Source organism: Leptolyngbya sp. FACHB-261 (assembly GCF_014696065.1).
Lineage (GTDB): Bacteria > Cyanobacteriota > Cyanobacteriia > FACHB-261 > FACHB-261 > FACHB-261.
Map to the genome: position 1 here is coordinate 125,984 of NZ_JACJPL010000031.1, position 19,834 is coordinate 145,817.

15 protein-coding genes are annotated in these 19,834 nt (G+C 52.7%); 3 read left to right on the forward strand and 12 right to left on the reverse strand.

What is annotated here, in order from left to right; genetic code table 11:
* Positions 1-35: 35 nt before the first annotated feature.
* The 6 genes from H6F94_RS25765 to H6F94_RS25790 form a co-directional block, all read right to left on the reverse strand.
* On the reverse strand, positions 36-773 hold the full coding sequence (locus tag H6F94_RS25765; protein WP_313949375.1) for an ABC transporter ATP-binding protein: 738 nt from the start codon (positions 771-773) through the stop codon (positions 36-38).
* The gene (locus H6F94_RS25770) at positions 774-2,000 is read right to left on the reverse strand and encodes an ABC transporter permease (protein WP_190805143.1); all 1,227 of its coding nucleotides are present in this window, start codon (positions 1,998-2,000) and stop codon (positions 774-776) included.
* The gene (locus H6F94_RS25775) at positions 1,997-3,466 is read right to left on the reverse strand and encodes an efflux RND transporter periplasmic adaptor subunit (RefSeq protein ID WP_190805144.1); all 1,470 of its coding nucleotides are present in this window, start codon (positions 3,464-3,466) and stop codon (positions 1,997-1,999) included. The genes H6F94_RS25770 and H6F94_RS25775 overlap by 4 nt, the downstream gene beginning before the upstream one ends.
* Before the next feature lie 192 nt (positions 3,467-3,658).
* On the reverse strand, positions 3,659-4,168 hold the full coding sequence (def, locus tag H6F94_RS25780; RefSeq protein ID WP_190805145.1) for a peptide deformylase: 510 nt from the start codon (positions 4,166-4,168) through the stop codon (positions 3,659-3,661).
* A 1-nt stretch (position 4,169) separates the two neighbouring features.
* Positions 4,170-4,661, reverse strand: a complete 492-nt coding sequence (locus H6F94_RS25785; protein WP_190805146.1) for a YajQ family cyclic di-GMP-binding protein — start codon at positions 4,659-4,661, stop codon at positions 4,170-4,172.
* Positions 4,662-4,760: 99 nt separating this feature from the next.
* Positions 4,761-5,594 (reverse strand): carbon-nitrogen hydrolase family protein, encoded by an 834-nt coding sequence (locus H6F94_RS25790; protein ID WP_190805147.1) that lies wholly within the window; start codon positions 5,592-5,594, stop codon positions 4,761-4,763.
* 1,049 nt (positions 5,595-6,643) lie between these two features.
* On the opposite strand from H6F94_RS25790, the gene H6F94_RS25795 reads away from it, so the two are divergent.
* The 3 genes from H6F94_RS25795 to H6F94_RS25805 all read left to right on the forward strand — a co-directional run bounded on the left by H6F94_RS25795 (position 6,644) and on the right by H6F94_RS25805 (position 11,892).
* On the forward strand, positions 6,644-7,996 hold the full coding sequence (locus tag H6F94_RS25795) for a glycosyltransferase family 1 protein (RefSeq protein ID WP_190805148.1): 1,353 nt from the start codon (positions 6,644-6,646) through the stop codon (positions 7,994-7,996).
* Between the two features lie 182 nt (positions 7,997-8,178).
* The gene (gene glf, locus H6F94_RS25800; protein WP_190805149.1) at positions 8,179-9,330 is read left to right on the forward strand and encodes a UDP-galactopyranose mutase; all 1,152 of its coding nucleotides are present in this window, start codon (positions 8,179-8,181) and stop codon (positions 9,328-9,330) included.
* A gap of 318 nt (positions 9,331-9,648) precedes the next feature.
* Positions 9,649-11,892: an SDR family oxidoreductase gene (locus tag H6F94_RS25805; protein WP_190805150.1), complete on the forward strand. Its 2,244-nt coding sequence runs from the start codon at positions 9,649-9,651 to the stop codon at positions 11,890-11,892.
* 31 nt (positions 11,893-11,923) lie between these two features.
* On the opposite strand, the gene galK is transcribed toward H6F94_RS25805, so the two are convergent.
* The 6 genes from galK to H6F94_RS25835 form a co-directional block, all read right to left on the reverse strand.
* Entirely contained in the window at positions 11,924-12,988 is a 1,065-nt protein-coding gene (gene galK, locus H6F94_RS25810) for a galactokinase (protein ID WP_190805151.1), read from the reverse strand.
* A gap of 83 nt (positions 12,989-13,071) precedes the next feature.
* Complete coding sequence (locus tag H6F94_RS25815) at positions 13,072-14,205, reverse strand: M24 family metallopeptidase (RefSeq protein WP_190805152.1); 1,134 nt, start codon at positions 14,203-14,205, stop codon at positions 13,072-13,074.
* Positions 14,202-15,302: a galactose-1-phosphate uridylyltransferase gene (gene galT, locus H6F94_RS25820; RefSeq protein ID WP_190805153.1), complete on the reverse strand. Its 1,101-nt coding sequence runs from the start codon at positions 15,300-15,302 to the stop codon at positions 14,202-14,204. Before galT ends, H6F94_RS25815 begins: the two co-directional genes overlap by 4 nt.
* A complete protein-coding gene (locus tag H6F94_RS25825; protein WP_190805154.1) occupies positions 15,214-17,133 on the reverse strand; it encodes a glycoside hydrolase family 2 protein in 1,920 nt (639 codons plus the stop codon). The genes galT and H6F94_RS25825 overlap by 89 nt, the downstream gene beginning before the upstream one ends.
* A 172-nt stretch (positions 17,134-17,305) precedes the next feature.
* Entirely contained in the window at positions 17,306-18,310 is a 1,005-nt protein-coding gene (gene galE / locus H6F94_RS25830; RefSeq protein ID WP_190805155.1) for a UDP-glucose 4-epimerase GalE, read from the reverse strand.
* Positions 18,311-18,415: 105 nt separating this feature from the next.
* Positions 18,416-19,813 (reverse strand): UDP-glucose dehydrogenase family protein, encoded by a 1,398-nt coding sequence (locus H6F94_RS25835; RefSeq protein WP_190805156.1) that lies wholly within the window; start codon positions 19,811-19,813, stop codon positions 18,416-18,418.
* Between the last annotated feature and the right edge of the window lie 21 nt (positions 19,814-19,834).

Here is a 19,834-nt window from a genome sequence, read left to right on the forward strand (position 1 = left end):
TCTTAAAGGGGGGCTGACGGGTGCAGTTCACAAACCTAGTTGGTAACCATGGCTAAGTCAGCAGGAGCCAGATTTGAATGCACCACCTCACCATCACGGAACCAAACGATGCGCTGGCAGAGCCGAGCAACCTCCGGGGCGTGGGTCACCATGACCACAGTCATGCCAACGTTATTCAACTCCTGAAAGATGTCCATGACTTCCTTGCTGGTGCGCGTATCCAGGGCACCGGTTGGTTCGTCTGCCAGCAGCAGAACCGGTTGATTGACAATCGCCCGAGCGATCGCGACCCGTTGCTGCTGTCCTCCGGAGAGCTGATTAGGACGGTTGTTGAGTCGATTTCCCAGCCCCACGCGGACCAAAGCCTCTTCGGCTCGCTCTTGGCGTTCCAAGCGGGAAACCCCGGCATAAGTCATGGGTAACATCACATTCTCCAGCGCACTCAGCTGAGGCAACAGGTGAAACTGCTGGAAAACAAAGCCGAGCTTAAGATTGCGGATATGAGCAAGTTCGTCGTCATCTAACTGAGCGACTTCTTCGCCATCCAAATAGTATTGGCCACTACTGGGCTGATCGAGACAGCCAATGATGCTCATTGCTGTGGACTTACCAGAGCCTGATGGCCCCATGATTGCGCAGTATTCTCCCTGTTGCACCTGGAGACTGACATCATTGAGGGCTATAACCTCGGTATCGCCAGCTCCGTAGCGCTTGCTAATGTGGTCCAAGCGAATGATGTCAGGAGAAGGAGAGGCGTGGAACGTCATACTCATTCACTGGCTCCTCAGAGCAACAATGGGATCTAGGCGAGCAGCACTACGGGCAGGAAAAACACCAAAGCCTAAACCAATCGCTCCCGAAACACTGACTGCCAGAACAATTGCAGCGGGACTAATAATCGCATCTAGCGGCGTGAAAGTGCCCACTAGCAGGGTGCCGCCTACACCTAGCACAATGCCAATCATGCCGCCTGCGGTTGCCAAGATTACGGCTTCGACTGTGAACTGCGTGAGCACGTCAGCGCGAGTTGCGCCAATGGCTTTGCGCAGACCAATTTCTTGGGTTCGCTCTGTAACCGAAACCAGCATGATGTTCATAATGCCGATGCCACCCACCAGCAGTGAGATGCCTGCAGTCGCAGCTAACACTATTGTGAGGATGCCAGTGACATTATCAGCAGTTTGCAAGAGGTCTTGCTGACTACGCACTGTAAAGTCGTCCTCACCCCGAATGTTGTGGCGCAGCCGCAGCAAATTCGTAATCTGAAACTGAGCAGCTCTGATGCTCTTGGGGTCGCGGGCCGAGATCGAAATCGATTGCAGTGAGGGGCTACGACGTGAGTTCCGTCGTCCCACCAACTGATTAGCCATCGTTGTGACCGGCACGTAGACAATCTCGTCCTGGTTCTGACCAAAGGCAGAGCCTTTTTCTTCAGTCACACCAATCACGCGGAAGCTGAGGTTACGAATGCGAACCTTTTCGCCAATCGGGTCACGATTGCCGAAAAGCTCGCGAGCCGTGGCTGGCCCCAGTACAGCGACCCGGTCGTTACGGTCGAGATTAAGGTCGTTGAATGAACGGCCTTGAACTATGGCTGTGTTACGCACCAAAGTGTATTCAGGGGTGGTACCGGTGACGTTAACTTGAGTGTCTTTGCTGGCCCAGCTAATGCGAAACCGATCGACCATCTGAGGCGCCACCCCCGCCACGGAGGGTACTTGCCGCTTAATCGCTTCAGCATCAGCCAAGGTCAAGCTACTCGCCGGAACCGCGCCCAACCGGCGCCCCTGGTCGGTTCCAGGGACCACAAACAGCAGGTTGGTGCCTAGCCCTTGAAATTGTTGATTGACAAAACGCTGAGCACCCTGACCCAAGGAAACCATTGCAATCACTGAAGCATTGCCGATGATGATGCCTAGCATCGTCAAACCACTGCGCAACTTATTAGCGGTCAGGGTGCGAACCGCCATGCCAACGCTTTCAACTAGATCAACGCTCATTGTTTTCTTTCAGTTCCGCTCTGTCCTTGGCCTTGGCCCTGCCCCTGGCCGCTCTGCTTCTGGCCCTGGCCTTGGTCAAAGGCATTGGGGTTGCCTTCTGGAAAATCAATAAAGACCCGTTCGCCTGCCTTCACACCTTGCAGGATTCGAGTCTCATCACCCTGTGTAAAGCCAACTTTAACGGGACGAAATTGCCCCTTGCCCTCGGCATCGGCAACCAAAACACCGGTTTTACCTCTCTGGGTGACGATGGCGACAGTTGGCACAACCAGTGCATTAGTGACCGACTCACCAATAAAGGTGACATCTACGTTCATGCCAGAGCGCAGTTGGGTCTGGCCGGTCACCAGGCCAACGCGGACCTGAAATGAGGTCACGTTTTGGTCCACTACGGCCTCAGGCGCGATTAAGCGCACTCGTCCCTCATAGGTCTGGTCAGGATAGGCATCAGCAACAATCTCAACCCGTTGCCCTGTTTTGACTTGAGAAATATCAGTTTCAGGGACGTTAACGCGGACTTCCAGCCCTGAGGCCAAGGCCACTACGGAGGTCGAGGTGGCTGAAGCTGTATTCGAGGCTGAAGTTGTGGGCGTTACGATAGCGCCGACCGTGGCGTACTTCTGAGTGACAATGCCATCGAAGGGAGCCCGGATCACAGTCTCGTTGAGCTGAGTTTGGGCTTGGGTCACTTGAGCCCGGGCTGCAGCCACCTGAGCTGCGGCCTGGTCTATATCTTCAGATCGAGAGCCAGTAGCGAGTTGCTGCAACTGCTGCTGAGCTTCTTGCAGATTGGCTATGGCACTACGGTTCTCACTAAGCACCTCATCCAGCCGATCTTGGGCCACTGCGCCCTCCTGGGCCAAGTTGCTGTAGCGTTTTACTCGCTCAGAACTGAGGTCGGCTTGAGCTTGAGCCGCAGCGACTTGAGCTCTGGCTCTAGCAACTTCCTCATTGCGGCTACCGGCCCGCATCTCGGCATACTCTGATTGCGCCTGGGCTAATTGGGCTTTGGCGCGGGCAAGATCGGCTCTGAGGGCAGCTTCATCCATGCGAGCTAGGATTTGCCCAGCCTTGACCCGATCGCCTTGATCTACATAGAGAGCCGCCAAACGACCCGAGACTTTAGGGCTGACGTTAACGGTAGAAATTGGAATGACCGTACCGCTGGCCTCAATGCGAACTGCTAAGTCCTGGGTTTCAACTGGCACAGTCAACTCGGCCACACTAGGACCAGAGGGATTACGTCGAGACACCGCATACCACCCGCCAGAGCCCGCCAGAATGACTGCTGCCAGAGCTGGCACCGCCCAACGCCAGGTTCTACGACGCTGCGGTTTGGCTTTAAGACTCCTTGTTGACGCTGGTTGCGGAGTCAGGGGGGAAGTTGTAGGCGTTTGGGCGAGGGGAGTCCGCCCGTTACTGTCGCTGCCAGGCTGACTGAGCTTAGAGTTAGAAGTATCGCCCATGAGAATTAAAAGTCCAAATCACTAATAGGGGCAGCTAACTTCTACGACGCTCCCTGCCTTCAGAGTTTCCAAAAGACAAACTCTAAACAATAAATTCTGGACAGCCGTTGTAGAGACAGGGAAGTCTCAAGCCTGACCCAGCTTTTATCATAGAAACTTAACAATCAAACTTCCTATCCCAGGGGGAGGGAATTAACGAACCTCTACCAGTTCGGTTTGTTGTTCGGTCGTTCGGTCCGGGATCAGAATGCCGTTGAGATGGTCAATTTCATGCTGGATAACCCGTGCTGGAAAGCCATCTAGCTCCAAGTTCAAAATTTCACCGAAGCGGTTCCAGGCTTTGAGCTGAATTTGGGTTGGACGCCAGATTTCGCCTCGCTTAAGCGGAACACTCAAACAGCCCTCTTGGTAAGCATCACGTTCTGAGGAAGCCCAAGAAATTTCTGGGTTGACCAAAACCGTGAGCGGAATATCTGGCGCGTCCGGATAGCGCGGGTTGTTCACACTCTCCATAACTAGCAGCCGTTTGGAGACAAACACCTGGGGCGCCGCTAAACCCACTCCCTTGCTGTCCCGCAGCGTGTCGGTCATGTCGTCGATCAGTTGCTGCGTCTCCGATATTTGCAGTTCTTCCTCTAAGAAAGGAGTAGCAACCTGTCGCAAAATCGATTCGCCAATCTGGGCAATAGTTAGGACAGCCATGTTAGCGGTAGTTCATGAACTGCAAAGCGACAGGAAAATCCTCTTGCTTCAGGCGATTCATCACCTCTTGCAAATCATCTTTTGATTTACTGGAAACCCGGACGACATCACCCTGAATTGAGGGTTGTACCTTCTTGAATTCGTCACGGATCAGTTTGGATAGTTGTTTAGCGAGATCGGCAGAAATGCCCTTCTTGAGAGCAATTTCTTGACGCACCCGACTACCCGAAGCTGAATCAATCTTGCCGTAGTCGAAAATCTTTAGAGACAAGCCCCGCTTGCTGGCTTTGGTCTGCAGCACATCATGAATGGAGGAGAGCGTAAACTCGCTATTCGTCTCGACCGTGATCGAGTCGGCATTGAGTGTCACCTTGGTGTCCGTGTCCTTAAGGTCATAACGACTCTTAATCTCCCGTTCCACCTGGTCTACGGTATTGACCAATTCCTGCCGGTCGAAGTCACTGACCACGTCAAAGGAGAAGCTGGATGCCATAGCTCAACTCATTACCGATACAACTCTTCAGTGTAAGTAAAGTTAGAAGTCCAAGCATAACTCCAGCGCTCCCCATTCAACTTATATTCAGCCTTCAGCCTAGAGAAAGACTCGGTGTTGGAGGGAAGGCATCTGGCGCCGGACTTGATCCAGGCGGTTAGGCTCGATTTCAGCAACTGCGACTCCGGGCTGATCCCCAGCATCTGCTAGCACGACTCCCCAAGGGTCGATGACCATAGCATGGCCGTGGGACTGACGCCGAGGGTTGTGGCGTCCTGTCTGAGCTGGCGCGATCACATAAGCGGTGTTTTCAATCGCCCGAGCTTGAAGCAGAACCTGCCAGTGGTCCTTACCTGTGTAGGCAGTAAAGGCCGCCGGTACCAGCAAGACCGTCGCTCCGTGGGCAGCTAGGTGACGATAGAGCTCCGGGAAGCGCACGTCGTAGCAGACAGACAAGCCCAAGTTGCCCAACTCTTTTGATGGGTGGACTGGGGGTGGCATCTTACCCGCCAGAACAGTACTGGATTCCCGATAGGTATTGCCATCGGGTAGATTGACATCAAATAAATGGACTTTCTCGTAGCGGGCCAATTCGCTACCGTCAGGACCGACCAGCAGCGCTGTGTTGAGCACTCGATCTGGGACTGTTTGGTCTGGATTCAGGCTAGAGACGACTGGAAAACCACCTCCCAATAAGGTGATCTGATAGCGTTGGGCCATCGTCTTGAGAAACTTTTCGCTTTCCTGCGCAATGTGGGGAGCCTGACGAATTTTTTCGTCCTCATCCCCTAAAAATGAGAAATTCTCGGGTAGACAAACCAACTCAGCGCCCCGACGGGCTGCCAGATCAATCAGCTCCTCCGCTTGAGCCAAATTTTTGCCTAGGTCAGGCACACTGGTCATCTGAATGGCGGCAGCCAAGTAGGACTTCATAATCTTTGAAGCAAGCAGGATATCTTTGATCCTAGCGCCTCAAAGCTAGTGATCTCACATCGTCTAGGCCTTGACCTAGATACAAAAGGTCGTTGCCAAACTGTCTAGATCAATGCCCTCCCGCTTTCACAAGTGGCTCGTCCTGTTGCCCAGCACTGACTTTTCTTTTCTTCAGTCTCTTCTTCAGACTGAGTGGAGGGTCAGAAACACGAGCTAGTCTTAGCCGCTAAAGCCTTAATTTGTGATATCTTCGATTGGCTCCCTTTGGCCTTGCTTGTACCCTTGCTTACAATAGCTTGTGTACGCATTAATGCTACAAGCCCTGACTCTAATACCTATAAACAATATCTCTATCCATAAGTTACAGGCTAAGAAACTGGATTGAAACCCCCTTGAAGTCTTGCTACTCTGCGCTACACAAGAATAACTGAAACTTGGCTCTATTTGTCTTTGCGTGGTTAAGTCGAGGGCAAAATATTTCCACAAGGGTAGGCTTATAGGCCTTGTCTTAGTAGCCTCTGACACAACTTAGGTCTCAAGGGATAGTATATACAGACAATCCAGGCAAAACGCAAGAGCAAGACCATCCGCTTTAAAATCACTAAGGCAGCTTTATTCAAAGCTCTTTCTGGCTTAAAGATACTAATCAGTCGAGAGATGGATGAATAATCCCAAAGAAACGTATTGTATTTGAGCATGTTCAGTTGCTGCTTCATTCACTATCTTCTCAGAAGCGTAAAGCGCTGCGAGGGTGTGCCTCAAAGGGTCAACGAGTTGGAGTTGGCCTTGCCAGAGGTTAAGCAGCAAATGTTCTTGAAAGGTTAGCCTAAAACACTAAGCCTACTCTCGGTTCAATTTGGGATAGTAGATCAGATTTTCTCAGGTGCCTAGCAGGCACCTACTCTCTGCTGCCAAAAAGAACTGGCAGTCGAATTACCTAAATTGTGAGGAGGTGTTTTCAGCAAATCTAAGCCTACGGATGGCATTTACAGCACTAAAAATGGAATTGCAAAAGCAACGTACCTTTAAGCAGCAGGCAAAGGTTGCAGATGAATAACCCTAAGACAGGCTATCAAAACAATACCAAGCAAGGCAGGGAAATCCCTTACGACCTCAGTAGAAAGGATGCCAAAAAAGAAGACATCAACCCTGCTGCAACTCGGGAGGCACGGATTGCCCGGATGCGTACCGCTGGCACAGTGTTACGGAAACGGAGCCAGAGCCTTGAAAAGCTGGAATCGCTTCCCACAGATGTACCGGATCTAGTTTGTTTGTCACATCTGCGCTGGGATTTTGTATACCAGAGACCGCAACATTTACTGAGCCGTTGCGCACAAGAGCAACGGGTATTTTTTGTCGAAGAGCCGATCTTCGGTACAGAACCAGGAACCCGCATAGACATTAGTCGCCGTGACAATGGGGTTTGGGTGGTTGTGCCCCATCTCCATGAGTCTTTACAGGGTGACTCTGCCCATCCAACTCAACAGCAACTCCTCGACCAGCTGTTCGCTGAACGTGAAATTGAACAGCCAATCCTCTGGTACTACACCCCAATGGCGCTGCCTTTTAGCCGCCACTTGCAGCCATCGCTAGTTGTGTATGACTGCATGGATGAGTTGTCTGCATTTAAGGGAGCGCCTCCTATCCTGCGAGAACTAGAAGCTGAGTTGTTTGAGCGCGCTAACTTAGTTTTCACAGGCGGACAAACGCTTTACGAAGCCAAGCGCGAGCAACACGCTAATGTCCATGCCTTTCCCAGTAGTGTTGATGTGCCTCATTTTGCTCAAGCTCGAACGCTAACTGAAGAGCCAGCCGATCAGGCCTCGATTCCCCATCCGCGTATTGGCTTCTATGGGGTGATCGACGAGCGGATGGACTTGGATCTGTTGCGCGGCGTGGCCGAGGCTCGCCCTGAGTGGCATCTGGTTATTATTGGCCCCGTCGTTAAGATTGACCAGGCTCAGTTGCCCCGCTTAGACAATATTCATTACCTAGGTGGCAAAGCTTATACAGAATTGCCCCAGTATCTAGCTGGCTGGGACGTTGCCATGTTGCCCTTTGCCCGCAATGAGTCTACGCGCTTTATCAGCCCCACTAAAACCCCAGAATACTTAGCAGCAGGACGACCTGTTGTATCCACCTCAATTCGAGATGTTGTTTGTCCCTATGGCCAGTCTGGCTTGGCGGAAATTGCAGATACAGTTCCGGAGTTTGTAGCAGCAGTCGAGATGCTACTTTCACGGGATCCTCAAGCCTCTGGCTGGTTGCCTCAAGTTGATCAATTTCTATCGCAGATATCTTGGGACCGCACCTGGAACCAGATGGCCGAGTTAATGGGTGCAGCGATGGGCTCAGAGCAACTTGTAGCTAAAGCGAAGACGGCGTTGCGTTCCAGCAAATAGCTTACTCAACCCATAAAATAAGCTGAAAGACTTACTTAAGAGTGTTAGTGAGAGTGCCAGGGATCAATCCTGATCCCTGCCTGCTGACCTCAAGTTAGACAGCTTAGACCATTTGGACCATAACATAGAGCTCAACTTATTAATGGGCTCTTGGACAAGTAATCAAAAAGGCGAAATAACCCATGTTTGACTATCTCATTGTCGGTGCAGGTTTCGCTGGCAGCGTTTTAGCAGAGCGGCTTGCCAGCCAATCCAACAACAAGGTTTTAATTGTTGACCGTCGTCCACACATTGCAGGTAACGCTTACGATCACTACAACGACGAAGGAATTCTGGTCCATAAGTACGGACCTCACATTTTTCACACTAACTCTCGGGATGTATTCGAATATCTCTCGCGTTTTACAGAATGGCGTCCTTACGAACATCATGTCTTAGCAAGTGTAGACGGTCAACAGGTGCCGATCCCCATTAACTTAGACACCATTAACAAGCTTTACGGCCTTAGCCTGACTTCTTTTCAGCTAGAAGATTTTTTTGCATCTGTTGCTGAACCCAAAGAATACATCCGCACATCTGAAGACGTAGTTGTTAATAAGGTTGGTCGCGAACTCTACGAGAAGTTCTTCCGCAACTACACGCGTAAGCAATGGGGAATTGACCCCTCTGAGCTCGACAAGTCGGTTACAGCACGAGTACCCACCCGTACCAACCGCGACGCTCGTTATTTCACCGATACTTATCAGGCTATGCCCCTGCACGGCTATACACGGATGTTTGAGAGCATGCTCTCTCATCCCAATATCAAGGTGATGCTCAACACTGATTATCGGGAAATCTTGGATGTCCTGCCGTTCCGCGAGATGATTTATAGCGGTCCAGTTGATGAATTCTTTGATTACCGCTACGGCAAATTGCCCTATCGCTCTCTACACTTCAAGCACGAAACGATCAACGCACCTGTCCATCAAGCGGCACCTGTAGTTAATTATCCTAACGAGCATCTTTATACTCGTGTCACTGAGTTCAAGTATCTAACTGGACAAGACCACCCCAAAACCAGCATTGTTTACGAATATCCTCGGGCAGAAGGTGATCCTTACTATCCAGTCCCTAAACCGGAAAATGCAGAGCTGTATAAGCAGTACAAAGCTTTAGCGGATGCAACACCTAACGTGCATTTTGTTGGGCGTCTAGCGACCTACAAATACTACAACATGGACCAAGTGGTTGCTCAAGCCTTAACGCTTTATAACCAACTGATTGAGCAGGGCAAAAACTGGAAGCCCCAAGACAGTAATGGTCAGACGTTAGCAGCAGTTGCAGCTAAGTAGCCCAAAAGCGATGAGTTTACAAGGGCTAGCCCCTAGTTGTATGGTTGCCTATTGGTGTGGGCATGAACAAGAAATTATGGCCAACCTAAGCTGAGAAAATGCCGGTCCCCAAGTTTTTGCCTGGGGACCTTTTAGGTATTCATCGTCACAAAACCGAGCGTTGAGGCTCTCTCCCTTATGAGGGAGGCTTAACAAAAATGTGGCACGTAACTTGCAAAACAGTGACAGCAAATCGGAGTGCAGCTCGCAGTTATCCCAGCCAGTAATTGCGACCAGTGATAGCAGCACATAGCACTTGGAAGTTTCAGGAGAATGGTCATGGCAGAGTCGCACCCGATTCAGCCCCTTGAGTTGTGGGCAGGTGTGGAGTGTACAGTTAACCGGGTAAGAGAACAATACTTTAATCAGCTTGAGCGCAATGGGCACCTTACCCGCCTGGATGATTTAGATCGCTTTGCGGAATTAGGCATTCGCGCCCTGCGCTATCCGATCCTGTGGGAACAGATCGCGCCCAATGGTTTAGATCAGGCTGACTGGACCTGGGCCGACGAGCGGCTAGGCCGTCTGCAGGAATTAGGCATCCGCCCAATCGTGGGTTTGGTTCACCACGGCAGTGGTCCTAGCCACACCAGCCTGGTCGATCCAGCTTTTCCAGAGCAACTGGCTCAGTTTGCCAAAGCTGTAGCAGAGCGTTATCCCTGGGTCGATGCTTATACACCAGTCAATGAGCCTCTCACCACAGCCCGCTTCAGCGGTATGTATGGACATTGGTATCCCCACGGTCGTGATGATCAGACGTTCATTCGCGCTTTGCTGACTCAATGCCGTGCAGTAGTGCTCTCGATGCAGGCGATTCGCCAAATTAATCCCCAAGCCCAATTGGTACAGACCGAGGATTTGGGCAAAACCTTCAGCACGCCAACTCTGGCTTACCAGGCAAATCTCGAAAATGAGCGTCGGTGGTTGAGTTTCGATTTGCTCTGCGGCCGCATCGACAAACACCACCCCCTAAGGCGCTACCTATTGCCATCGGGTATCTCTGAGGCTGAGCTCGACTGGTTTGGGCAACACCCCTGCCCTCCAGACATCCTAGGCATCAACCATTACTTAACCAGCGAACGCTTTTTAGACGAACGCTTGGAAAACTACCCGGCTCACACGCACGGTACTAACGGACAACATAGCTATGCCGATGTAGAGGCGGTACGAGTCTCTGCTGAGGGGACAGTTGGACCTCAGGTTTTACTGCGAGAGGCATGGGATCGCTATCACCTACCCCTAGCTATTACCGAAGTGCACCTTAATTGCACCCGTGAGGAGCAATTGCGCTGGCTCAAAGAAGTTTGGGACGCAGCCCAAAGTTTGCACCAAGAAGGCGTGGCGATGCGGGCTGTCACTGTTTGGGCTTTGCTGGGCAGTTACGACTGGATTAGCCTGGTTACCCGCTCAGATGGCCACTACGAACCGGGGGTTTTTGACCTGCGCTCCAATCAGCCCCGCGCCACTGCCCTAGCGCGAATGATGCGTGAACTAGCCGCAAAAGGCGATTACGACCATCCTGTCCTCGCTCAACCTGGTTGGTGGCGTCGTCCTGAACGGCTGCTCTACCCGCCTGTGAGCTACCCTCGAACCGCAGTGCCGCCGCTGAGACAAGCACAAAAACAGGGGCAGGATCAAAGGGTGCAGCCTCTGCTGATCACTGGTGCGACTGGGACTTTGGGTAAGGCCTTTGCCCGGATGTGCGAGGTGCGCGGCATCTCTTATCAGTTGCTCAGCCGCCACCAAATGGATATTGCGGATCCTGACTCTGTAAAGGCAGTTCTGTCAGAGCTTAACCCTTGGGCCATCGTCAATACAGCCGGGTATGTGCGGGTAGATGATGCTGAACGCGAACCCGAACGCTGTCTGCGCGAGAACACTGAGGGACCCGCGGTGCTAGCAGCAGCTTGCGCTCAACAGGGAGTTGAGTTACTCACTTTCTCTTCGGACCTAGTCTTCGATGGCAATCAGCCTGTTCCCTATATTCCCTATGTTGAGAGCCATGCTGTATCACCTTTGGGAGTCTATGGACGTAGCAAGGCCGAGGCAGAAGCCCGCGTTCTCAAAGCGCTGCCCAGTGCTCTAGTCGTGAGGACTAGCGCTTTCTTTGGCCCTTGGGATGAACACAACTTTGTCACGGTTGCCCTACGCACCTTAGCTGCTGGCCAGCCCTTTGTTGCAGCCCAAGATGTGCTGATTTCACCCACCTATGTTCCCGATCTGGTGCAGACTAGCCTAGATCTCCTGTTAGACGGCGAGTATGGCCTCTGGCACCTCAGCAATACGGGAGCAGTGAGCTGGGCTGACCTGGCCCGAGAGGTCGCAAACTATGCGGGCTTTGATGCTAGTTACATTCGAGCCTGTGCTAGCGATGAGCTGTCCTTGATTGCCCCTCGGCCTCGCTATAGCGTCTTGAGCAGTGAGCGTGGGCTCTTGCTTCCATCTTTAGACAATGCCTTGAGTCGCTATTTCAACGAGTGTCAGGTTTCAGGGGCGGCCCCCAAAAAAGTTCTTGTAAGTTAATTTGCAAGCCAACTGAGACGACTTGAGACAACTAATGTGCCTCTGGCACTAATAGACGTCCGGCATAGCCCTGGCGGTTATAGCGTTCCAAGACCGCTTGACCCACTGCCAGGGCTTGCCCCGCTCTAACTAAAGCAACACAGGCACCGCCAAAGCCAGCCCCAGTCAAACGAGCGCCAAACACATCAGAAGTTGTCTGAAGCATCTCGACTAATGTGTCTAAAGCAGACACCGAGACCTCATAGTCATCACGCAGGCTGGCATGAGAGGCATTCATCAGCTCGCCAAATCGTTGTGCAGAGACCCCTCGCACAGCTTCAAGCACTCGGTTGTCTTCAGTAATCACATGTCGAGCGCGACGGCGTAACGGCTCTGGTAAACTCTCCGCTGCTTGAGGATCGCTGACATCACGCAACGCCGAAACTCCCAATTGGCGTGCCGCTGCTTCGCACTCAGCCCGTCGCTGGTTGTAGCCACTAGCTGCTAACTTACGGGGTACACCGCTATCAATTACTAAAATTTCAGTTTCAGGCGGCAGGGGCAACACCTGTCGCTCTAAGGTGCGCGTATCCAGAAATAGCAGTTGCCCCAAATCAGCTAGGCTCGACGCCATCTGGTCCATAATGCCGCACTCGACGCCCGCGTATTGAATCTCCGCCTGCTGAGCAAGTTGCGCAATCTGGACATCATCGAGTTTGAGCTCTAGCAGGGCCCTTAGTCCTCTAAACGTTGCCACTTCCAGAGCCGCGCTACTAGACAAACCCGACCCTATAGGCACAGAAGAAGTGACATACACATTTAGAGGCGGTACAGGCTGCTCTGCCGACACCATCTGAATGCAGCCAAAAACATAACTGGCAAACCCTTGAGGCGTGGGACCAGTCCTAGCAAGGCTCACCTTCTCATCCAGTTCTTGAGAGTAAAAATGATGCTGGTCATCTGAACTAAAGCCGAGCTGAACAGTGGTTGATTGAGGAATTGCCGTTGGTAAGACAAAGCCTTCGTTGTAATCTGTGTGCTCGCCTAGCAGATTCACCCGTCCCGGTGCTGTCGCCTGGGTCGTTGGTTCAGCACCAAATATTTGCTGAAAGTCCATATTATTTAGCAAGCCATTAAGAACTTAGATAAGAACTTGGACTGTACGCTCCAAGTTCTCAGACCAACTCAGCTCAACTCAGATCAGCGCTCTAAAGGCACTGGACGTAGACGCCCCTCAACCTCGACGCTAGGCCATTGCAGATCTAGCGTCAGGTTTTCGAGTTTGCCATCAAGGAGCACAAACGTATCTTCGATTTTGGCTCCCGACAAACTGGGATTCCAAGCCATAGCTGTGCCCTCCACCAGCGTTTGGCTAGTCTTGGCATGGGCAACAATTTCTCGTGCCAAATAGCCGGTCGTTCCACCTTGGTGGTGTTCACGAATTGCCTGGGGATAACCCTGCTGCTGATAGGTCTGGCCTAGCACCTCGTAAATTGCGCTGAGTTCTGTACCAGGCTGGCAATGCTGTAGGGCTGCAGCTTCGACCTCACGGACTTGGCGATGCAAATCAGCGGATTGGGAACTGAGAGGACCAAAGGAGACGAAGCGTGTCAAGTTTGCGTAGAGGCCGTAGCCCCGCGCACAGAACACCAACATCGCCATTTTTCCTAGGGCTTCAGGGCCAGCCGTAGCGTGACGATAGACCGGGAGACGCCGCTCCCCGGCAACCAGGGTAAGAGCGGGATGCAGCCCACGTCGCCACAGAGCAGCAGCCCCGGCCCCCGCCAATTGATACTCGGTCCAGCCAGCCTGAGCAGCTGATAGCACTTCAGTCATGGCTTCGCTCGCCAGCCGTCCAACTTGGCGGTAGCGCTCAAGCTCAGGTGCCGTCAGAACCCGTTTTTGCTGCTGCAGCGAAGTAGGTAACAGCCCTTCAGAACCAGTGGGACGATCGCTCAGTACTGTCCCGCCTACAGCCTCTTGCACAAAGGTTTCTCGCTGCGCTGCCTCGGCCCAAGGACTAACCGAGAGCTTAAAGTTACCGGGTAGTTCCTCGTCCTTTAGGCGCTGTGCTTCGATTTCGTCGGTTAGGATCCAGGCCTCTTGAGCCGTCACCAAAACCTCAGCAACACCAGTCTCAGCGGTCAGCAGTACTGTATTGGACCCGCCAGCTGTGGCCCAGGCAAACCAATCGGTGCCTCGCAAGCGCAGACCTTGGGCTCCTGCTTCGCTCAGAGCTTGCCGGACCAGGCTGAGCTTGCCTTCTACTTCGTCACTCTGAGTCTGTCCTTTATTGGGATAGGACAAACTTAATTGATGCAACTGCTGATTCATTGGAGCACCGTCTCCTCCAGACTGACCGTCACCGCTTGCAGCTCCTTAGCCTTCTCTTCAGGCAGAGCATCATTGGCAAACATGCCTGCCGCTAGCTCTGTTCCCGCCAGGTACTTCAGCCGGTCTCTTGTGCGGTAAGGCGGATAGAACTCCGCATGCAGGTGAGACTCTGGGTGCGATTGACCATCGGTTGCTGCTTGGTACCAGGCCATTAAGTAAGGAAACGGGCGCTGCCATAAACCGTCATACTTGAGCGCAACCGTTTTCAGGGCTCTAGCTAATCCCTGGCGCTGTTCAGCACTCAAGTCCATAAAGGTTGCAGCCGGATCAATCGGTGCCAACCAAACTTCGTAAGGATAGCGGGCACAGACCGGCACAAACGCAACAGCATATTGATCTTGATAAATCAGGCGCTGACCATCACGAATTTCCTGCTGGATTAAGTCTTGCAGCAGACCTCGCTGATGATTCTGGTAGTAGGTTTGCTCTCGCTCAGCCATGCGCGCCGGTACTGGTGGCACGAACGGATAAGCGTAAATCTGGCCGTGGGGATGGTGCAGAGTCACGCCCACTTCTACGCCTCGGTTCTCGAAGGGCAGCACGTACTCGATCTGAGCTTGACTGCCGATCACCTTGGTTCGATCAGCCCAGGTCTGAAACAGCAGCTCCAGGTGGTCCAAGCTCAGAGAGCCCAAAGAGGCATTGGGATCCTGGGTAAACACCACAACCTCACAGGCTCCATTTGCCGGCAGGGTCGGCACAATAGCATCCGGTGGATCGTGAGCATCCAACGCCAGCGAGGGAAAGCGATTGTCAAAGACTGCAATGTCATAGCGCCCCGCGGGCAATTCCGTGGGAAATTGCAGATCGCGGGTCGGCGCTAGTGGATTGTATTCGGGGGGCGGCATAAACGTCCGCCCCTGTCGATGGCTGGCATAGGCTACCCATTCGCCGCGCAGGGGGTGCCAACGCAGGTGTGGGTTAGCCTCAACGGGTTCACTAGCAGGACTAGGTGCTGTGATTTCCGCCGCAATAGGGAACCGGCTGTATAGAGTCAACCGACGACCATCCGGCTTCAGCAGCTTCTGAACGTGCATCCTGCCCTTGCAACCACTCGGTTCTTACAACTGGTGGGAGCATAGCCCTGGCCGTTTCGTCTTCACCCCTACCTAGGGTCGCAGATGCGATGATATCCAGCGGAATCTTAGGCGTCCGGTCAGCGTACAGTAATCCGTTGGCTTCCTGAAAGGTATCGGTTAGCTGGGTGTAGCAGAAGCCACTAAACATTTCCACTCGATTGACTGCGTCCAGAAGCGCTGCATAACGCATCTGTAAATCCGCAGCATTCGCCGAGCGAACATAGCCCCAGATCCTGTCTGTTGCCGGGTCTTCCCGTTTAGCGTAAGCAATACCACCAAACTCCGTTAGCATAATCGGTTGCCCCCGATGAGGATAGCCATCGAGCGTGAGCATACGACCACCAGGACGTTGCCGCTCGAAGAGGTCGGAGAGTTTGACCTCTGGGCCATACCGTTTGACCAAGCGGTTCGGCTGGTTGTCATAGTCATGGATGGCAATGATGTCGGTCGCTGTGCTCTCCCAACCATCGTTACCAATGACCGGACGAGTTGGGTCCAGCGTACGGGTCAAGTGATAGAGAGCCTGGACGCAGTTTTGGTGAGCGGCGGTCGCTGTTAGGTCAGGTACACCCCAAGATTCGTTGAAGGGCACCCATACAACTACGCAAGGGTGACTAGCATCGCGCTCAATCACCTCAGTCCACTCACGCGTCAACCGCTCTACCGCTTTGGGGCTAAAGCGATAGGCACTAGGCATCTCTTCCCAAACCAGTAATCCTAAGACGTCTGCCCAATAGAGGAAGCGAGGGTCTTCTACTTTCTGGTGCTTGCGCACGCCATTGAAGCCCATACGCTTGGTCAATTCCACATCCTGACGCAGGGCATCATCGGAAGGAGCTGTCATCAGCGTCTCAGGCCAGTAACCCTGGTCGAGTACCAAGCGCAAATAGTAAGGCCGCCCATTGAGCATGAAGCGATCACGCTGGATGCTCACCGTCCGCATAGCGGTGTAAGACTTCACCTCATCCAGGAGTTTGCCTTGGTGCCAAAGCTGGATCTCGGCGTCAATCAGAGTTGGCTTCTCAGGACTCCACAGCAATTCGTTACGGTAGTCATCGATGCCAGGGTCCGAGAGGGCGATGCGTCGGTGCACCTCCCCGTTTAGCACTTCATAAGTGTCATTAACCAGCAATTGCTCACCAACACTGAGTCGGACCTTCAATTGCAGGCCGTTCTGCCGCTGCCCGGCAACAAAACCTTCAAAGCCAATCTCCCAACGCTCAAAATGAGGCGTCCAGCGCAAACGGTCAATATAAGTCTTAGGAACTCGTTCAGCCCAAACCGTCTGCCAAATACCACTGGTACGGGGATACCAAATGCTATGGGGCTCTAGTTGCCAATCCTGCTTACCCCGGGGCTTAGCTAAATCTTGAGGGTCATCTTCTGCCCATACGGTTACCCGTTGAGGGCCGTTAGCATTCAAGACCGAAGTGATGTCGAGGCTAAATGGAGTGTGACCGCCTTCGTGCTCGCCAACAAACTGGCCATTGACCCACACGCGAGCATAATAATCAACTGCACCAAAGTGGAGCAGTACGCCGCCTTCCTCTGCTGGCAGGTCAAACTCACGCTCGTACCAGCAATTCTTGTGAAAACCTGTATCAGCAATGCCACTGCGTACAGATTCAGGAGCAAACGGAACCTCAATGGTGTGAGTCCACTGGTCAATGTCGCTAGGCCGGATAAATTGCCCTGCATCGTCATAAGTAAATTTCCAGGGACCGTTGAGACAGATCCAGCTGGAACGTTGCAGCTGTGGACGTGGATAGGCAGCAGATTGGGACAGCACGGGCTCGACTCCTTAAGAATGCCAAAAAAGAGCCCCGTCACCAACGGATTCAGGGCGTTTTTTATCAAGCTGGCCTGAATATCTATCTAAAGAGTGTTTTATCTTCAGACATTTATTCTAGCTTTTCAAAGCGTACCCTCAACCTGGGTACGTTTAACTTCCGTTAAAAACTTCAATGCTCATTTACACTGTGGCGCTGGAGATGCCATTGCCAGGCATGCTGCAAGATTACTGCCAACTCAGGGTATTGGGGTTGCCAGCCCAAAGTTCGTCTAGCTTTCTCGCTACTGCCCACCAGCATGGCTGGATCACCGGGCCGCCGCTCGGCCTCTACCACTTTGATCTCTCGGCCTGTCACGGCCTGCGCTGCATCAATCACTTCGCGCACACTGTACCCTTGCCCATTGCCTAGGTTGAAGACTTCGGTCTTGCCTCCCCTTAACAAATACTCCAATCCCTGCACATGCGCCTGCGCCAAATCAGTGACATGAATGTAATCTCGAATGCAAGTTCCATCCGGCGTTTCGTAGTCAGTGCCGAACACAGAGATGCTATCTCGATGCCCCAAAGCTGTTTGCAATACTAGTGGGATGAGATGCGTTTCCGGCTGGTGGTCCTCACCGAGGCGTCCTTGTGGCTCTGCCCCTGCCGCATTGAAGTAGCGGAAGCGCACTGAGCGCAAGCCGTAGGCATGATCAAAGTCATTGAGCATCTGCTCGACCATTAGCTTGCTCATGCCATAGGGATTAATCGGCGACTGGGGATGCTCTTCGGGGATAGGAACCTGCTGAGGTACCCCGTAGGTGGCACAGGTCGATGAGAAAACAAAGGACTGAATGCCTGCAGCGACCATTGCCTCTAGCAAAGTTAGCGTACCTACAACATTGTTGCGATAGTACTTAGCTGGGTCAGAGACAGATTCACCGACATAAGCGTAAGCAGCAAAATGCATTACCGCATCAAAGCTGCGGGAGGTAAACAGAGAATCTAACAAAGCGCGGTCATTGGTATCGCCTTGTACCAATTCGACTTTGAGTGCAGATTTAACCAGATCAGCATGGCCGTAGACGAGGTTATCCAGGATAACGACCTCAAAGCCCACCTGTTGAAGAGCTAGGACGGCATGAGAGCCGATGTAGCCTGCTCCTCCGGTTACCAAAACAGTACCTCTGGTCATAGCCGGGGTCCTTGGGTTACTTCCGAAAAGGTTTAGAAGATCGCTGAAAAAAAGGGTAGATCAGGTTAGATCTACCCCGCCTGTGCATCGCTACGGAAGCATGGTTTAGTGGCCAATACCCGTATAACGGAAGCCCACACCCTCTAAGGTTTCGCGGTCTAGGAAGTTCCGACCGTCGATAATCACGGGCTGAGACATGAGCTTAGCCATACGGCTAAAGTCTAGAGACTTGAACTCAGCCCAGTCAGTCACCACAACCAGGGCGTCGCAACCATCCGCGAGACGCTCAGGATCAGTTTCTACCTGTACCCCTGTTAGGCCTTGACCCAAACCAGTCTGGGAGACAATCGGATCGTAAGCTTTGACCTTAGCGCCTAGGCGGACAAGCTGCTCGACTAGGGTCAGGGCAGGCGCATCGCGCATGTCGTCTGTGTCAGGCTTGAAAGTGAGCCCAAGCAGACCAATGGTCTTGCCCTTAAGGATTTTGAGCGCCTGTTGCAATTTCTCAACGGCAATGACCCGCTGATGCTGGTTGACCTCAACTGCAGCCTTCATCAGTTTGGCTTCGTAGCCATAGTCACTAGCGGTATGGATCAGTGCTGACACATCTTTGGGGAAGCAAGAGCCACCCCAGCCGATGCCTGCCTGTAGAAATTTGCCGCCAATCCGTGAATCTAAGCCAATACCGCGAGCTACTTCAACAACATCAGCACCAACCCGATCACAGATGTTGGCAACTTCGTTGATGAAGGAAATCTTAGTCGCGAGGAAAGCATTGGATGCATACTTGACCATCTCTGCTGATTGCAGATCGGTGGTTACCACAGGCACTGGCGGCAAAGATTGGTTTTCAGCAGTGGAGCGGTTGGTGATCGGCTCGTAAAGCTTTCTCATCAGTTCCAGGGCTTGAGGATTGCTGCCACCTAAAACGATACGATCGGGGTTGAAGGTGTCGTAAACAGCAGAGCCTTCGCGCAGGAATTCAGGATTGCTCACCACATCGAACTGCGGTGCATCAAAGCTCTCAGGAATGACAGGCATGCCGCCAGGAGCCACGGCAACAGGCATTTCCTTCTGACGAGCAGCTACGCCATCCAGGACCAGCATGCGCACCCAGTCACCAGAGCCGATCGGCACAGTCGACTTATTAACGATGACTTTGTAGCCACTGCTCAAGTTAGAACCAATGCCACGGGCCACCGCCTCTACGTAGCGCGTGTCGCTCTCACCGTTTGGCAGGGCTGGGGTACCTACTGCAATAAACAGGATCTCACCGTGCTCAACACCGGCCTTGAGGTCTGTGGTGAACTGAATATTGCCAGAGGCAATAGCCTGCTGCATAATCTCCGACAGTCCCGGTTCGTGAATCGGGGACTGGCCGGACTGCATCAGCTTGACCTTGGCCTCGTTATTGTCGACGCAGATGACCTCATGCCCTACATGAGCCAAGCAGGCCCCTGTAACCAGACCAACGTACCCAGTGCCGATAACACAGACGCGCATATTGTGCTGATCCTCTTTGAA

What these genes read in the sequence shown, in the direction of transcription:
- H6F94_RS25775 (WP_190805144.1), bottom strand. Translation starts at nt 3,466, where the DNA reads ATGGGCGATACTTCTAACTCTAAGCTCAGTCAGCCTGGCAGCGACAGT.
- H6F94_RS25790 (WP_190805147.1), bottom strand. Translation starts at nt 5,594, where the DNA reads ATGAAGTCCTACTTGGCTGCCGCCATTCAGATGACCAGTGTGCCTGAC.
- glf (WP_190805149.1), top strand. Translation starts at nt 8,179, where the DNA reads ATGTTTGACTATCTCATTGTCGGTGCAGGTTTCGCTGGCAGCGTTTTA.
- H6F94_RS25815 (WP_190805152.1), bottom strand. Translation starts at nt 14,205, where the DNA reads ATGAATCAGCAGTTGCATCAATTAAGTTTGTCCTATCCCAATAAAGGA.
- galK (WP_190805151.1), bottom strand. Translation starts at nt 12,988, where the DNA reads ATGGACTTTCAGCAAATATTTGGTGCTGAACCAACGACCCAGGCGACA.
- H6F94_RS25765 (WP_313949375.1), bottom strand. Translation starts at nt 773, where the DNA reads ATGAGTATGACGTTCCACGCCTCTCCTTCTCCTGACATCATTCGCTTG.
- H6F94_RS25785 (WP_190805146.1), bottom strand. Translation starts at nt 4,661, where the DNA reads ATGGCATCCAGCTTCTCCTTTGACGTGGTCAGTGACTTCGACCGGCAG.
- H6F94_RS25835 (WP_190805156.1), bottom strand. Translation starts at nt 19,813, where the DNA reads ATGCGCGTCTGTGTTATCGGCACTGGGTACGTTGGTCTGGTTACAGGG.
- H6F94_RS25795 (WP_190805148.1), top strand. Translation starts at nt 6,644, where the DNA reads ATGAATAACCCTAAGACAGGCTATCAAAACAATACCAAGCAAGGCAGG.
- def (WP_190805145.1), bottom strand. Translation starts at nt 4,168, where the DNA reads ATGGCTGTCCTAACTATTGCCCAGATTGGCGAATCGATTTTGCGACAG.
- galE (WP_190805155.1), bottom strand. Translation starts at nt 18,310, where the DNA reads ATGACCAGAGGTACTGTTTTGGTAACCGGAGGAGCAGGCTACATCGGC.
- H6F94_RS25770 (WP_190805143.1), bottom strand. Translation starts at nt 2,000, where the DNA reads ATGAGCGTTGATCTAGTTGAAAGCGTTGGCATGGCGGTTCGCACCCTG.
- H6F94_RS25805 (WP_190805150.1), top strand. Translation starts at nt 9,649, where the DNA reads ATGGCAGAGTCGCACCCGATTCAGCCCCTTGAGTTGTGGGCAGGTGTG.
- galT (WP_190805153.1), bottom strand. Translation starts at nt 15,302, where the DNA reads ATGCACGTTCAGAAGCTGCTGAAGCCGGATGGTCGTCGGTTGACTCTA.